Consider the following 14,513-nt stretch of genomic DNA (forward strand, 5'->3'; position numbering starts at 1 on the left):
ATTGCGATGCACGGCCTCCTGCGCGTGAACATGGCCGACACACCGGCGTCCGATTCGGCCTCTCCGCCACCCGGCGCGAGAACGATGCTCACGCTTCTCACCCTATCCTATGCGCTGGCCTATCTGGATCGCCTGATGATGGCGGTCGTGGCAGAACCCGTGAAGGCCGAGTTCGGCCTGTCGGACGCCCAGTTGTTTTTCCTGACCGGTGCAGCATTCGTGCTGATCTATGGCGTGTGCGGCATTGGTTCGGGCTGGCTTCTCGACCGATTCAGCCGCCGCAAGATCATCGCCGTCATGCTGGCGGCATGGAGCGGATGCACCGCGCTATGCGGCCTTGCGGGTAGTTTCACCACTCTGGCCCTGTCGCGGGCGGGTGTGGGCATCGGTGAATCCGCAATCGTTCCGGCAGGCATGGCCACGATCAGTGACAGCTATCGCCCCGGGCGCCGACCGCTGGCGATGGGAATATTCTATTCCGGCGGCATGGTAAGCATGTTGATCGCATGGACGCTGGGCGGTTGGGTGGCGGATACCTTGGGCTGGCGATATACGTTTTTCCTCGCGGGGCCGCCGGGCATCCTTCTTGCGATCGCAATCTGGTTGAAAGGGTGGGACCCGCCCCGCGAAAAGGCACGCCTCCGGGCCACGCCGCACGAAACATCCGCATTTTCCGATGTCTGGCACAATCGCCCGCTGGTCTGGATCCTGGCGGCAGGCTCTGTCATCACCTTCGTCAATGTGGGCCTCGTCACCCAGCTTGGCAGCTTCTTCATTCGAAGCCACGGCATGACGCTGACCGAAGTGGGTTTGATCTTCGGACCCGTGCTTGCCGGCGGCATGGCAATTGGACTGGTCGGGGGTGGCTGGATCGGTAACAGGCTGGCCGAGCACGGGACCGACGCCCTGCTGCGCTTCACGACCGTCATCGTTTTTGCCATGTTCCCGATTTACATGGCGATGTTCCTGGCCGAAACGCTTGGGCTTGCCTTGTTCGCGATGTTCCTCGGCACGTTGACGAGCGTCATCTATTCGCCCGCCTTTTCCGCCGCCTATCAGGCGGTCAGCGCACCGCATACGCGGGCAACGTCGGCCGGCATATCGAGTTTTCTCAATGCGCTTGTCGGCGGGGCCATGACGCCCCTGATGGTCGGGGCGCTCAGCGATTACTGGTCGACAGATTTCGGAACGGACAGCCTGCGCTTTGCCATGATGATCGGCATGGGCAGTTGCTTCGTGTCGGGCGTCATGTTCACCCACGCGCGCCGACTGGTGCGGCAGTCAGGTTCAGAAGCGGCGGCCGCGCCCCCGGCCTAACCGCCGAGCTGCCGCTTTACGCCAGCCGCATCGTAATAATCGACGACCGATCTGATCCGCCCGTCCAGCGCGAGCTTCATGACTGCGACGCCGTTGGATCGGAAGGCGGTGCCCGTCGGCGGCTGGCCGTGATAGGATCCGCTCTGCACCCCTGAAAACCGCCATTCGAGGCAGGCGTTTTCACCGTCGGTGAAGGCGTTCGGAAACTCCATCCTGATGTCCGAGATGGCGTCGACGAAATGCGCATGAAACAGGCGCAATTCGTCATGTCCGCAACTCAGCCTTTTGACCTGGTCGTCGCGATAGGTCGCATCCGGGGTGAACAGGGCGACGAATGCATCGCTATCGGGGGACGCCCATGCAGCACCGTAGGCGCGAGCGAAAGCGACGATGTCGCCGACGCTCACGCCGCGCTTTCTTCCATCAGACCACGCGCAATGGCCACCTTCTGCAATTCGTCCGTACCGGCATAGACCCGTTGAATGCGTGCGGCGGTCCACATCTTGGAAATGGGCGTCTCTTCCATCAGGCCTGCGCCGCCGAACAGCTGCACGCATTTGTCCAGGACCCGCCCTTCCATCTGCGTGGCCCAAAGTTTGAGAATGGCGCCGTCCTCGAAGGTGAAATCCTTCTGACGCAGCCGCATCAGCGCCATATCGACCATGGTTTCGGCAATCTTCACGTCGGACCGGCATTCGGCGAGCATGAACTGCGAGTTCTGAAAATCGATCACACGTTGGCCAAAAACCTTGCGCTCCTTCACGTAATCCAGCGTCAGCTCCAACGCCTTCGACGCAGCGCCAAGGCAGCGCGCCGCGATCTGGATGCGATCTTCGAGGAACGTGTCCATCATGATCGCCATGGCGCCGCCCTCCCGGCCGACGAGATTGGACGCCGGTACGCGTACATCGGTAAAGCTTAACGCGCCGGTATCACCCTGGCGCCAGCCGATCATCGGAATCTTCGCCTGCGTCACGCCCGGCGTATCGCTGTCGACGATGATGACACTCATGCCGCGACCGCCCTTGGCGGGATCGGTCTTGGCCACGACGTAGAGCAGGTCGGCGGTCGATCCGTTCGATATGAAATATTTGTCGCCGTTGATGACATAATCATCGCCGTCGCGAATCGCCGTCGCCTTGATGGCGGTCGGATCGCTGCCCGCGCTCGGCTCGGTGAGCGGCATGGCCTGCGTAATCTCTCCGGTCAGGATGCGCGGCAGGTATTTTTCCTTCTGCTCCTCGGTCCCATGACCGAGCAGAATATAAGTCGCGACATCTGCCATGAGCGAACTGCCCGTCGATGCCGAGCCCGCGGTACGGCCCAGCTCCTCGGCCATGATGGCGTAATAGGTGAAATCGCCCTCACCCGTATACGCCAGCCCGAGGATCCCCGCCTCCCCCGCCTTGCGGTAGAACGCTCGGTCCAGCCCTCCGTCGCGCTCGTAACGCGCGAGATTAGGTTCGTGCTCGCGATCCAGAAACGTGCGCACGGTGCGGCGGAACGCCTCATGTTCTTCGGAATAGCCAAGCCGGCCCATAGCAAATCCTCTTTAGTTATCGTACATATCGTATGCTTGTTTTCTTTATCGTTGTATGTCCATAATCAACGCGCATTGCAAGCATGGGAAATCCATCGCTGCGCGCAAAGCCGGCCAAAGATCCGCATGCATTTGGGAGAAGACAAGCATGAACAATGCATTATGCGAAATGCCTCGCGTCGAATTCCCCTTCTTCGCATTCCTGCATGACCGGAGCGTGTTTGGCGCACAAAGCAAGGCGGGCGGATCCGGTGCTTCTGGCGGCGCAGCCACGGCTGCCGGGGCATGGGAGGTCGAGTTCGGCGGGATCGATGCGCGGATCGGCGCCACGCGCCATGGCGGCGATTTCGCCATTCCGGACAACATGGCAGGGCCCGCCGGAAAGGATGAGACGCGGTCATCGCGGACGGTTCCCTTCCCCCCCGAATATCGCGCCCTGATCCATCCGCCGCGTGACCGCCGGCGCCTCGGTCCCGGCACGCGCGTCGCTTGCGAACAGCGATCGAGCGCGACGGTCGTCCGCTATTCTATCGAACATTTCGGCCGCGCTGCGCAGGTCACGACCGTCCGGGCCGGCACGATCGGGGCAATGGAGGCGGCGTCGTGACGGATTTCCCGGACCGGATGGCCGCCCCGGCCGCAAACGATCCTGAAATCGCGGTGCTGCGCGAAAAGCTGGAGGAATATCGAACGCAGTACAATCTGAAGGCCGGAGAGCGGGAACGCACCGATGTCGAGCATCTCTACAAGCGGGATCCGGAATTTACGGCCTATGACGTCGCGCCCCCGCTCGAAGGCTACAAGGGTTGGGACCGCTATGCGATCGCGTGGTCACAGGTTCTGTCCAAATATTCGGAAATCCGCTTCGAATTCATCGATGAGCCGCGCATTTTCCGCAAGGGTGACGTGGCATGGATGTCGGTCGCGACAAACTGGTATGGCAAGTCGCGCGCCGGCGACGATTTTGCCAAGCAGTTCCGCCTCACCCTGATCTGGGTCCGCGACGACGATACGTGGCGGATCACGCATGAGCACGGCTCTGCCACACGTCAGTATCAGCTTTCGGGCGGAGAAACCGTGTGAGCACGCCTCCCCCTGTCTGGTTCGTGACCGGAGCATCGGCGGGCCTTGGCCGCGCGCTCGTTTCCGAGATTGCCAGGCGCGGCGACATGGCGATCGCCGCCGCACGCAATACCGATGATGTGGGCGATCTTGTCGATCTTGCGCCAGAACGGGTCCTGCCGGTCCGCTGCGACGTTACAGACGAGGCAGAGATCGCGCATGCGGTCAGGGATGCGGAAGAGCGGTTCGGTAGGATCGACGTATTGGTGAACAATGCGGGTTATGGCCTTCTCTCGACCCTGGAGGAAGCGGGCAGCGACCAGATCGAACGGCAGTTCGCGGTCAATCTGTTCGGGCCCATTCGCCTCATGCGCGCGATATTGCCCGGCATGCGCCGCCGTGGCCGCGGAACGATCGTAAATATCTCGTCGTCGGCAGGCTCGCGGGGCATCCCCGGATCGGGGTATTATTGCGCCAGCAAGGCCGCGCTCGAAGCACTGGGCGAAGCGCTGGCAGGCGAAACGGAAAATCTTGGCATCCGCAGCATGCTGGTAACGCCCGGACCGTTGAGAACAGACTTCATGGGCCGTTCGATCGACCAGCCATCGCAGCGTATGGCAGCATATGAACCCATCGCCGAGCAGCGCCGGGCGCATCTTGCGACCGACAAGATGCAGGCCGGCGATACGGCAAGGGCGGCCGCGCTGATTATCGAAACCGTGCTGTCCCCCGATCCGCCCATGCGCCTGCCGCTGGGGAGCATGGCCTGCGCCAGTATCTCGAACGCCTATCGTACCAAGCTGGCAGATATCGCGAGGAGCGAAAGCGTTGCCCCCAAGGCTGATTTCGCCGGCAGGAAGGAGGACGCCGAATGACCACCCTGCATGACGACCTGCCCCATCCGGTGCCCGGCTATGCGCATCTTCGGTACAAGGAGAACTATTTCTTCATTCTCATGGCCCCTCGAAGCGACGCGTTTGGCGTGTTTCACCTCAACCATGAACCGGGGCATGACCGGGCGCGGTATACGGGCAATTTCCGCATTGGCGGGCGCAGCATCGACTATGGCAATCGGACCGGCTTCCCCGCCGATTTCGTCCATGCCCGCCGGATCGGCGACGGTCGCCTGTCGCTGGCCTTCGTGCGGCCGCACCAATCGTTCGACCTCACGCTGGAAACCGGCGACATATCGCTCGATCTGCGGTTCGAGGCGCGGTTCGCGACGTTCGATTATGCCGCATGCCAGACCGCGGGAAACCCGGCGCCTTCGTTTCAGGAAACGATGACCCTGGGTCTCAATCTGCCTTACAATCATCAGCAACAGGCGCTCACGGCCAAGGGCAGCGCCCGCTTTGCAGATGGCACGACGATCCTGATCGACGGCATGGGTTACCGGGACCATAGCTGGGTCATGCGCGCGGATGTCGCAACGCGGGAACATGACTGGTGCGGTTTCAATTTTCCCTCTCGCGCATTCGGCATCAAGACCCTCGAAACGATGATGCGCTCCGGCATTCGGGCCAAGGAGGGCTATGTCGCCGATGCCGAAGGATTGCGAGCGCTGCGCCGCATCGAGACGACGCGCACCGGCCGCCAGTCTGATGGGCTGTGCGAAACGCTGATCCATGAGGTCGAGGATGTCTTCGGACAGCGCTATCGCATCGAAAGCGATGTTGCGGGCCGGTTCGCCCATGTTCCGCTCGCTTCGGAGGAGCCTTCCGGCGCGTCCGGCTATCATATCGTCGAGAATTTCTGCCCCGCGACATGCGCGGGGGAAACGGGCGTCGGACTTGTCGAGATTGGTCGCAATTCCGCCATTGCGGAACCCTTCACGTGAGCGCGCTCGCCAATCAGCTGGCCTTGCTTCGCGACGCGCTGCTCAAGGCCGAGCATTCCGATCCGAGAGACGGCGTCATGTCCGAAGCGCTCTTGACGGAGCTGATCGCCGCCGAACGGGTGAAGCCCGCCCCGGACGATGCCGCCGGCGAGATGGACTGGATCGAGCGCTTCGATCGGGAGATGGCGGCAATTCGCGCACCCTGCGAACACACCGGGACCGCCGAGGCGGATTTCGATATGCCCGCTCTTGCACATTTCCTGTCGGATCATAACGGCGCGCCCGCTACCATAACGCAATCGCGCACAGTGTCTGCGGGCATGTCCAAGAAGACGGTGCTCATCACGATCGATGGCGCCGCGCGCCTTCCCGCCCGCATGGCGCTGCGCGTGGATCGCGGCGCCAACAATTATCTCGGCACCACGGTGGTCGAAGAATTCGATCCGCTGCGCTTCATCTGGAAAGGCGGGGCACGCATACCGCGCCCGTGGTTGCTGGAGCCGACAGGAACGGTCATCGGCGACCCCTTCATCGTGTCGGACCACGTCGACGGCGCGCCGGTCGGGAGCATTTATTTCCCGCCCGCCGGACCCAATCCCGAATTGCTGCACGATGTTGCGCAATGCATGGCGGAGCTTCACGGCATCGCCGCGCACGACTGGCCCGATCATCGCCAGCCACGCGGCGATGCGTTTTTCGATGCGCAACTCGATCAGCACCGCGCAGACTGGACCGCGCTTCCCGCCACGAGCGCGATTATGGACCGGGCATTCGACTGGATCCAGGCGAACCGAACGCTCGCATACGGCCCGCCCGCGATCGTGCACGACGATTTCGCCTTCAACAACATGCTGGTGAGGGACAACCGGGTCGCGGCGGTGGTCGACTGGGAATTTGCCCATGTTGGAACCGCAGCCGCCGATATTGCCTATCTGTGGTACGCGGCCGAACACATGGACAGCTTCGCCGGATTTCTCGATGCGTATGCGGCGTCGGGCGGCATGGTTCCCCCCGCCGAACAGCTCGAATTCTACCGTCTGTGGGGACAGCTTCGCCTTGGAGTGATGGGCTTCAAAGCGGTCCGCAATTTCGAAGAGGGGAAATTCGACCACGTCCGTTTCGCCATGTGTCTGGTGGCGCGGCGCATGGCGCTTCAACGGATTGGTCGTTTCCTGCAGGAAAAGGATGCCATTTGATCATGATCGAACCATTTCGCTTCGAAGCGCCGCAAGCCGCTCTCGACGACTTGCACGAACGGCTCGACCGCGCGCGCTGGCCGGAAAGGGAAACGGTCGATGACTGGTCTCAGGGCGTTCCGCTCGACGCGATGAAGGCGCTGGTGGAGCACTGGCGGCACCGCTACGACTGGCGCGCCTGCGAAGCGAAGATCAATGCCCTCCCCAATTTCACGAGCGAAATCGACGGGCTTCCCATCCATTTCATCCATGTACGATCTGCGCATCAGGACGCCCTGCCTATCATCCTGACCCATGGCTGGCCGGGATCGATACTGGAATTTCTGGACGTTATCGATCCGCTGACCAATCCCGAGAAGCACGGCGGCAGCGCGCAGGACGCCTTTCACGTCGTGATCCCGTCGCTTCCCGGCTATGGATTTTCGGGCAAGCCTGCCGACACGGGTTGGGGCGTGGAAAGGATCGCCAACGCCTGGGCCATCCTGATGCAGCGGCTCGGCTATGGCCGTTATGTTGCGCAAGGTGGCGACTGGGGCTCTGCGGTGACGCGGATGATGGCCGCGCAACGACCCGAAGGGCTCGAGGCGATTCACCTCAACATGGTCATCGTGTTTCCCAATGCCGGCGAGGACAATTCGGACGCCGAGGCACAAGAGGCAATCGCGGTTGCGAATGCGCACAAGCGGTGGGGCCTCGGCTACTCGACACAGCAGTCAACAAGGCCGCAGACCCTCGCCTATGCTCTAGCCGACTCGCCGATCGGGCAGGCGGCATGGATTTACGAGAAACTGCAGGCATGGACCGACAACGACGGCAGGGCGGAAGATGCGCTGCCTGCCGAGGCGATCCTGGATCTCATCACGCTTTATTGGCTTACGAACACGGGCGGCTCTTCGGCGCGCCTCTACTGGGAAAGCTTCAGCACCGCCTTCGGCGATTCGCCGATCGAACTCCCGGTCGCATGCTCGATCTTTCCTGCAGAGATGCGGCGCCCTCCGCGCCGGTGGGCCGAGCGGGTGTTTTCAAACATCATCCACTGGAACAGGCTGGAAAAGGGGGGCCATTTCGCCGCGTTCGAACAGCCCTCGCTTTTCGTGAGCGAATTGCGCAACGCGTTTCGCAAGATCCGGTAATTCGCGCCGGCGAGCTCAGATGACGGCGTGCTCAGATGACGCCGCTCTCCTTTGCATCGGCGATTTCCTGGTCCGACATGCCAGCCTCGCGCAACACATCGAGGTTGTTTTCACCGGGGCGCGGCGGCCCTTTGCGAATGGAACTGGGCGTAGCGCTAAAGCCGATCGGAGATTTCACGTAAGGCGCCGGTTGCGACAGCCCCACATCGACATCCTGATAGAACACAGCATTGAAATGCGGATCCTCGAGCGCTTCCTGCGGAGTGAGCAACGGGCCCGAAGGGATCCGGTTTTCCTCCAGGATCTGCATGATGTCGGCATTCGTATATTGCTTCGACCATGCGGTGACGACCCGGCTCAATTCCGCGCCGTTTTCGGCACGCAGCTCGTCATTGGCGAAGCGCGGATCGCCGATCAGATCCTCCCGCCCGATCATGGTCATGAAGCGGCGAAACATCGGCTCGCCAAGCGCGACCATGTAGACCCACCCGTCCTTCGTCTGGATCAGGTCCGCCGGTCCGCCCGATTGGGCCCGGTTCCCGGTGCCGGCGCGCTCGCTCTTGTTAAGCGCTTGATCGAACAGGAAATAATTGCCCACGGTCAGAGCCGTCTGCATCAGGTTCGTTTCGACAAGCTGTCCTTCGCCCGTCAGATCCCGATGGCGCAGGGCGGCCACGATTCCCAGCGCCATGAGAAAGCCGGTCGACATGTCCACCCATGCCGAATTCTGTTTCATGGGGCGCCCCTCGTCGCCCGAAATGGCGACCAGGCCGCTCATCACCTGCGCGATCGCGTCAAAGCCGAGCCTGTCGGCATAGGGTCCGGTCGAGCCGAATGTCGTGAGATGGCCGACAATGATGTCCGGCTTCACGCTCCTGAGCCGGTCGTAGTCGAGGCCAAGCGCTCTGGTCGGCCGGCGCGGCATATTGACGACCACGACATCTGCGGACGCCAGCAGCCGATCGAATATGGCGCGTCCCTGCGGCTTGGCGAGATCGATGGTCACTCCGCGCTTGTTGCGGGCCAATTGCGTAAAGCCGACTCCGCCGTGAAATCCCTCATCAATCGGCAATGTCGTGCGATCTTCGGCCCCGCCCGGCTGTTCGACCCGGATGACATCGGCGCCCATGTCGGACAGCAGCGCCGTGGAAATCGGACCCGATACAAAGCGTGTGACGTCGAGGATACGAACACCTTCCAGCGCACCGGTCATCTCAGCGTCCCCCGAACGCTGGCTTGCGCTTTTCGATGAATGATCGGATCCCCTCCTCGAAATCCTGCGTGACGGAACACGCCGCGAAGCTTTCCGCCTCAAGCTCCATCTGCGCGGCTTGCGAGCGGGAGAGCGCGCCGTTCAGCAAAAGCTTGGTCGCCCCGATTGCGGCGGTCGGCCCATTGGCAAGGCGCCTGACGAGCCGTTCGGTCTCGGTATCGACATCCGCTTCGGCGACCACCCGATTGACCAGCCCTGCCGCAAGCGCCTCGCTGGCCGACATCCGGTCACCAAGAATGCACATTTCCTTGGCCCGGCGCAGACCGACCATGCGCGGCAGATGCCAGGTAACGGCCCCGTCGGGGCTCGTGCCCAGCGCTATGTGCGCGACGATGAAGATCGAGGTGTCGGCGGCAATCACGAAATCGCTCGCGGCGACCCAGCCGACGCTGGCGCCCGCGACGGCCCCGCGCACCTTGGCGACGACGGGTTTGGGCATGCGTTCGAGCAATGTGAAGATCGGCATGGCGCTGCGGGCGCGCCGTTCGAAGTCGGGCGCGCGTTCAACAGGCGGAGCATCGATCGCACCGGCAAAGCCTTTGACGTCTCCGCCAGCCATGAAGTGATCGCCCGCGCCGGTCATGACGATGCAACGCACATCGTCGCGCCGTTCGCATTCGGCCAGGAATGACTGAATGCCAACGACCATATCGGGGCTCAACGCATTGCGAACCTCGGGCCGGTTGAAGGTCAGTGTCGCCACGCCATCGGCGATGTCTGTGAGCAGTTCTGCGTTGTCGGTCATATCAATTCCAAAAGCTGTCCTTGCCGCGGGCATTCATCTGTTCTTGTAGTTTCCGGCGCGCTTTTCCCTGATCGCGGCGAGCGCTTCCTTCAGATCCTCGCTGGTCATCGCGTATTGTTCGAGAGCCATCGCGAACTCGAAATTGTCGATCACCGAACGCTGCATCGAATGGTTGAGTGCGCGCTTGGTATATTGCACGGCGATGGGCGGCAGGGCCGCAACCTTGGCCGCAAGCGCCATGGCCGCCGGAAGAACGTCGTCCGGCTCCTCGACGAGATCGCTCACCGCGCCAAGCCGATGCGCCTCGTCCGCCCCTATCGGATCGCCGGTCAGCAGGTGACGCTTCGATTTCAGAAAGCCGAAGGCCGCGGGCCAGACATGCGTGCCGCCATCACCCGCGACGAGTCCGACCTTCACATGGGGATCGCCGATGCGGACATTGCGCGATGCCACGATCATGTCCGCGCTAAGCGCGATCGACGTGCCCAGCCCGTAGACATCCCCCTGAAGCGCCGCGATGACCGGCACGGCGATTTCCGCCATGCCCTGAATCGCCCGGCGGCCATTGTCATAGGCCTCCATGCGCGCATCGTAGTCGTTGATGAGCCGCTCGATCTCGTCGAAATTGCCGCCGGCCTAAAAGCACTTGCCCGTCGACGCAAGGACCAGAGCGCGGACATTGCCGGGCCTGCGCAGGCTCTCGATGACCGAAACGACCTCTCCGGTCGTTATCTCGTCCATCGAATTCAGGATTTCGGGACGATTGAACGTCAGCACCGCAACATGACCATCCGTCGCATAGGTGATGTTCTTGAATTCGGTCACCGTGTTCCCCTCGCCCCGTTCATCTATTTTGATTGCTGGCATACGATAATGTTGCGAACATATTTTTCAATCCGTAATGTGCGCCGGCAAAAAGAAAAGGAGAGGTCATGGCGAAGCGTTTCAGCGGGCGGACGGCGCTCATCGTGGGCGGAAGCAGCGGGATCGGGCTCACAACGGCGAAAAAATTCGCGGACGAAGGCGCGCAGGTGATGATCGCTGCCCGCCGCGAAGAAGAATTGCGCGAAGCTGTCGAGGATATCAAGGCGGTGGGTGGAATCGCCGACTTTGTCATCACCGATGTCACCGATGCCGCGTCCGTAGAGGCCATGGTCGCCCGCACGGTCGAACGATTCGGGGCATTGCACGTCGCGTATAACAACGCCGGGATTACCGGCACCGTGAATCTCTCGGTTGAGGATGCGCAGCTGTCCATGTTCGAGCAGGTGATGGCCATCAACGTCACGGGGACATGGCTCTGCATGAAATATGAAATTCCCGCCATTTCGAAAGCCGGGGGCGGCGCGATCGTGAATTGCGGGTCGGTCGCCAGCCTTCGTGGCAGCCCTGGATGCAGCGCCTATTACGGATCGAAGCACGCGGTTGCGGGAATGACCAAATGCGTGGCGCTGGAGAATGCGGCACGAGGCATTCGCGTCAATGCCGTCTGCCCGGGGCTGGTCATGACCGATCTTGTCGAGAAGGGCTTTGCCGACGCACCGGACAAGCTGGAAATGCTGACGGGAAAGATACCGATGCAACGCCCCGGTCGGCAGGACGAGATCGCCGATGCGGTCTTATGGCTGGCATCCGAAGACAGCAGCTTCGTGAACGGAGCGATGCTTCCCGTCGATGGCGCGTCGTCGGTCTGATCAAACCAATATGAAAAGGCAGATTATGGACAAGATCTACGGCTTCATACGCATGGACATCGGCCCCGGCCAGACCGCCGCCTTTCTGGAAGGAGCGAAAGCCTGCTACGATGCGGCGACCCCCGATCTGACCGGAACCCGGCTTTACGAATGGACCCTCTCGGAAGACGGACGGGAATGCTGGGTGATCGAGGTTTACGACGATGCCGAAGCGCTGGCTCACCATGGGCGAATGCTGCAAGGCAAATCGGCATTGCTGCGCGAATATGCGGAAATCACCGTCAATTTCGCCGGTTCCATTCCCGCCCCCGTCGTCGAGGCCATGCGGCAGAAGCTGGGCACGGTCAATGTCTTCGGTCCGCGGGCAGCCGGCCTTTTGACAGAGGCGACACCCCATCGCCAGGTCGATGACAGCGGCGACAGGATCATGGCGCTGGCATGGTTCACGCCGCATCCCGGCAAGGAGCAGCAAATGCATGATCTTGCCATGAAAAGCTTCGGGAAGGTCAAGGAGTCCGATCCCGGCACGATGGCCTATGAGTGGTTTTTCGACGAAGCGGGCCGTGCGCTCGCGCTCGACGTGTATCGCGACCCTGCGGCCATGATCGCGCATATGCAGAACTGCGGACCGATCATGGGCGAGATACTGAAAATCAGCGACTCCAGAACCCATGTCTTTGGTCGTCTGCCCGACAGCATCGCGCAGAAAATGCGGCCCGAACTGGGCATCACCTATTTCCCGAAAAGACTGTTCGGCGTGTTCTGACGATATTACTCCGGGGCGGCGTGCCGGCCTGCACCCGCCCGCTCGACGAGCCATTCGCGCTTCAGGTGCCGGACATAGATCTTGCCGGTATCGTGACGTGGCAGCGTTTCCCGGAATTCATAGCTGCGTGGAAGTTTGATCGATGCAAGCCTGCTCCTGCACCAGCGTCGCAGATCCGCCTCCAGCTCTTCGCGGTTTGCCGTCTGGTCGAGCGGCTGGATCGCGGCATGCAACACTTCGCCCATGTCATCATCGGGCACCCCAAACACACAGGCATCGGCCACGCCGTCATGCAGCATCAGCGCATTCTCCGCCTCTTGCGGATAGACGTTGACGCCGCCGGAAATCACCATGTTCTTCAATCGTCCGGTCAGATAGAGATAGCCATCCTTGTCCAGATAGCCGACATCCTCAATCGTGCTGCGACCCGTCGTGTCGAAAGCCTCTCGCGTACGATCCGGCTGCCCATGATATTCGAATTCCGGCCCGCCCGAGAACCATACCGTACCAATTTCGCCCGCCGGCAATTCGCGCCCCGCATCGTCCAGAATGTGGATCGATCCCAGAAATGGCCTCCCGACCGAACCGGGGTGGTTCAGCCATTCGTGCGAGCTGATGAGCGTGAGGCCATTGCCCTCGGTGCCCCCATAGCTTTCCTCGAGGATGGGTCCGAAATACTCGATGGCCTGCCGCTTGATATCCGGGGCGATCGGTGCCGCGCCATGCACGATACCGCGCAGGCTGGACAGATCGAAACCATCGCGCACGGCCTTGGGCAGTTTCATGATCCGGACCAGCATCGTCGGCACCCAATGCGCCCAGTTGATCCGCTCTTTCTCGACCAGGCGAAGCGCCTCGACCGCATCGAATTTTTCCATAATGACGATACGCGCGCCAATATGCTGCATCGCCATCGTGAAGCGCATCGGCCCTGAATGATAGATGGGGCATGGCATGAGATAGACGGTTTCTTCGTTCCAGTCATAACGATCGGCATAGACCGCAAACATTTTCGACAGGCCGTCGATCGAACTATCCGGCAGGATTTGCTTTATACCCTTGGGCATGCCGGTGGAGCCGGATGAGTAAAGCATGTCCGACCCCCGGCTTTCATCGCCGATCGGATTTGCCGGGAGGTCATCGCAATAGGTCTGGTCGGTGACATCGACAAAACGGATGGCAAGTCGGCCCTTTATCTGCGCGACGATTTCGCGTTGCTGTGCCGTGTAAAAAAGGATCCGCGCGCCGCTGTTCTTCAAGATGTGGATGATCTCATCGCTACGAAAGCGCCAGGAGATCGCCGTGTAATACAGGCCCGCATTATGTGCCGCCCAACAGATTTCATGAAAAACCGGCGTGTTTTCGATCAGCAACGCGATATTGTCGCCCCGCTCCAGCCCCTGGGCACGCATGAAATGGGCCGCCTTATTGGCGCGCTCGTCCAAGGTGCGATAGCTGATATTGACGTCCAGCGAAGGATAGGAGATCGCAATGCGATCCGGTTGTTCCAACGCCCAGCGTCGTGGATGTTGCTGCATGGACATCACCTCTGGATTGTGGCAGTTGCATCGATTACCGTACGGATGCTTATTAGGTGCAAAGGAAATGATTTGATGGGTTTCGTCAAGGCCTGCAATCTGGACGATCTGGAAGAAGACGAGATTTTGCTCGTTGAGATCGAAGGCCATGAGAAGATGGCATTTTACATTGTCGACGGAGAGGTGTTCGCAACATCGGATACGTGCACCCATGGTGAGGCGAGCCTGTCCGAGGACGGTTATATCGACGAAGGTGTCGTCGTATGCAGCTGGCACGACGGGGCGTTCGACATACGTTCGGGCGAAGCCTGCCGGCATCCCTGCTTCGAGCCTATCAAGACCTACAAGACCGAGATACGCGGTGACGAGGTTTTCGTCGAAGTCGAATGACGCGCCCCACCCGGATCCGCGG

General features: G+C 61.3%; 15 protein-coding genes and 1 pseudogene. 10 read left to right on the top strand and 6 right to left on the bottom strand.

The window, feature by feature from the left end; translation table 11 throughout:
- Positions 1 to 30: 30 nt before the first annotated feature.
- On the top strand, positions 31 to 1,317 hold the full coding sequence (locus JD971_RS06315; protein ID WP_202086734.1) for an MFS transporter: 1,287 nt from the start codon (positions 31 to 33) through the stop codon (positions 1,315 to 1,317).
- Here the strand turns inward: JD971_RS06315 and JD971_RS06320 are convergent.
- Positions 1,314 to 1,724 (bottom strand): nuclear transport factor 2 family protein, encoded by a 411-nt coding sequence (locus tag JD971_RS06320; RefSeq protein ID WP_202086735.1) that lies wholly within the window; start codon positions 1,722 to 1,724, stop codon positions 1,314 to 1,316. The two genes, JD971_RS06315 and JD971_RS06320, sit on opposite strands and share 4 nt — an antisense overlap.
- The gene (locus tag JD971_RS06325; protein ID WP_202086736.1) at positions 1,721 to 2,857 is read right to left on the bottom strand and encodes an acyl-CoA dehydrogenase family protein; all 1,137 of its coding nucleotides are present in this window, start codon (positions 2,855 to 2,857) and stop codon (positions 1,721 to 1,723) included. The genes JD971_RS06320 and JD971_RS06325 overlap by 4 nt, the downstream gene beginning before the upstream one ends.
- 169 nt (positions 2,858 to 3,026) lie before the next feature.
- On the opposite strand from JD971_RS06325, the gene JD971_RS06330 reads away from it, so the two are divergent.
- The 6 genes from JD971_RS06330 to JD971_RS06355 are packed head-to-tail and all read left to right on the top strand — an operon-like array spanning position 3,027 to position 8,085.
- The gene (locus JD971_RS06330; RefSeq protein ID WP_202086737.1) at positions 3,027 to 3,464 is read left to right on the top strand and encodes a hypothetical protein; all 438 of its coding nucleotides are present in this window, start codon (positions 3,027 to 3,029) and stop codon (positions 3,462 to 3,464) included.
- Positions 3,461 to 3,940, top strand: a complete 480-nt coding sequence (locus JD971_RS06335; protein ID WP_202086738.1) for a nuclear transport factor 2 family protein — start codon at positions 3,461 to 3,463, stop codon at positions 3,938 to 3,940. The genes JD971_RS06330 and JD971_RS06335 overlap by 4 nt, the downstream gene beginning before the upstream one ends.
- Entirely contained in the window at positions 3,937 to 4,794 is an 858-nt protein-coding gene (locus tag JD971_RS06340; RefSeq protein ID WP_202086739.1) for an SDR family NAD(P)-dependent oxidoreductase, read from the top strand. The genes JD971_RS06335 and JD971_RS06340 overlap by 4 nt, the downstream gene beginning before the upstream one ends.
- A complete protein-coding gene (locus tag JD971_RS06345; protein WP_202086740.1) occupies positions 4,791 to 5,756 on the top strand; it encodes a hypothetical protein in 966 nt (321 codons plus the stop codon). Before JD971_RS06340 ends, JD971_RS06345 begins: the two co-directional genes overlap by 4 nt.
- The gene (locus JD971_RS06350) at positions 5,753 to 6,952 is read left to right on the top strand and encodes a phosphotransferase family protein (protein WP_202086741.1); all 1,200 of its coding nucleotides are present in this window, start codon (positions 5,753 to 5,755) and stop codon (positions 6,950 to 6,952) included. Before JD971_RS06345 ends, JD971_RS06350 begins: the two co-directional genes overlap by 4 nt.
- A 2-nt stretch (positions 6,953 to 6,954) precedes the next feature.
- Positions 6,955 to 8,085, top strand: coding sequence for an epoxide hydrolase family protein (locus JD971_RS06355; RefSeq protein ID WP_202086742.1), 1,131 nt, complete (start codon positions 6,955 to 6,957; stop codon positions 8,083 to 8,085).
- A gap of 31 nt (positions 8,086 to 8,116) precedes the next feature.
- On the opposite strand, the gene JD971_RS06360 is transcribed toward JD971_RS06355, so the two are convergent.
- The 3 genes and pseudogenes from JD971_RS06360 to JD971_RS06370 form a co-directional block, all read right to left on the bottom strand.
- Positions 8,117 to 9,298 carry a CaiB/BaiF CoA-transferase family protein gene (locus tag JD971_RS06360; RefSeq protein WP_202086743.1) on the bottom strand — a complete coding sequence of 394 codons (1,182 nt, stop codon included), beginning with the start codon at positions 9,296 to 9,298 and terminating at the stop codon, positions 8,117 to 8,119.
- Between the two features lies 1 nt (position 9,299).
- Complete coding sequence (locus JD971_RS06365) at positions 9,300 to 10,103, bottom strand: enoyl-CoA hydratase/isomerase family protein (protein ID WP_202086745.1); 804 nt, start codon at positions 10,101 to 10,103, stop codon at positions 9,300 to 9,302.
- A gap of 33 nt (positions 10,104 to 10,136) precedes the next feature.
- A pseudogene (locus JD971_RS06370) lies at positions 10,137 to 10,970 on the bottom strand (enoyl-CoA hydratase/isomerase family protein).
- Between the two features lie 65 nt (positions 10,971 to 11,035).
- Between JD971_RS06370 and JD971_RS06380 the strand changes: the two are divergent.
- Positions 11,036 to 11,797, top strand: coding sequence for an SDR family NAD(P)-dependent oxidoreductase (locus JD971_RS06380; protein ID WP_202086753.1), 762 nt, complete (start codon positions 11,036 to 11,038; stop codon positions 11,795 to 11,797).
- A 25-nt stretch (positions 11,798 to 11,822) separates the two neighbouring features.
- Positions 11,823 to 12,563 (top strand): antibiotic biosynthesis monooxygenase, encoded by a 741-nt coding sequence (locus JD971_RS06385; protein ID WP_202086755.1) that lies wholly within the window; start codon positions 11,823 to 11,825, stop codon positions 12,561 to 12,563.
- A 5-nt stretch (positions 12,564 to 12,568) separates the two neighbouring features.
- On the opposite strand, the gene JD971_RS06390 is transcribed toward JD971_RS06385, so the two are convergent.
- The gene (locus JD971_RS06390) at positions 12,569 to 14,251 is read right to left on the bottom strand and encodes an AMP-binding protein (protein ID WP_371809720.1); all 1,683 of its coding nucleotides are present in this window, start codon (positions 14,249 to 14,251) and stop codon (positions 12,569 to 12,571) included.
- Here JD971_RS06390 and JD971_RS06395 point away from each other — a divergent pair.
- Complete coding sequence (locus tag JD971_RS06395) at positions 14,177 to 14,491, top strand: non-heme iron oxygenase ferredoxin subunit (protein WP_202086757.1); 315 nt, start codon at positions 14,177 to 14,179, stop codon at positions 14,489 to 14,491. The two genes, JD971_RS06390 and JD971_RS06395, sit on opposite strands and share 75 nt — an antisense overlap.
- Positions 14,492 to 14,513: the final 22 nt, after the last annotated feature.

Source organism: Croceicoccus sp. YJ47 (genome assembly GCF_016745095.1).
In the GTDB taxonomy this organism is placed as follows: domain Bacteria; phylum Pseudomonadota; class Alphaproteobacteria; order Sphingomonadales; family Sphingomonadaceae; genus Croceicoccus.

Coding starts and splice junctions, on each gene's coding strand:
- JD971_RS06355 (WP_202086742.1), top strand. CDS start 6,955: ATGATCGAACCATTTCGCTTCGAAGCGCCGCAAGCCGCTCTCGACGAC.
- JD971_RS06315 (WP_202086734.1), top strand. CDS start 31: ATGGCCGACACACCGGCGTCCGATTCGGCCTCTCCGCCACCCGGCGCG.
- JD971_RS06325 (WP_202086736.1), bottom strand. CDS start 2,857: ATGGGCCGGCTTGGCTATTCCGAAGAACATGAGGCGTTCCGCCGCACC.
- JD971_RS06345 (WP_202086740.1), top strand. CDS start 4,791: ATGACCACCCTGCATGACGACCTGCCCCATCCGGTGCCCGGCTATGCG.
- JD971_RS06380 (WP_202086753.1), top strand. CDS start 11,036: ATGGCGAAGCGTTTCAGCGGGCGGACGGCGCTCATCGTGGGCGGAAGC.
- JD971_RS06385 (WP_202086755.1), top strand. CDS start 11,823: ATGGACAAGATCTACGGCTTCATACGCATGGACATCGGCCCCGGCCAG.
- JD971_RS06330 (WP_202086737.1), top strand. CDS start 3,027: ATGCCTCGCGTCGAATTCCCCTTCTTCGCATTCCTGCATGACCGGAGC.
- JD971_RS06360 (WP_202086743.1), bottom strand. CDS start 9,298: ATGACCGGTGCGCTGGAAGGTGTTCGTATCCTCGACGTCACACGCTTT.
- JD971_RS06395 (WP_202086757.1), top strand. CDS start 14,177: ATGGGTTTCGTCAAGGCCTGCAATCTGGACGATCTGGAAGAAGACGAG.
- JD971_RS06390 (WP_371809720.1), bottom strand. CDS start 14,251: ATGGCCTTCGATCTCAACGAGCAAAATCTCGTCTTCTTCCAGATCGTC.
- JD971_RS06365 (WP_202086745.1), bottom strand. CDS start 10,103: ATGACCGACAACGCAGAACTGCTCACAGACATCGCCGATGGCGTGGCG.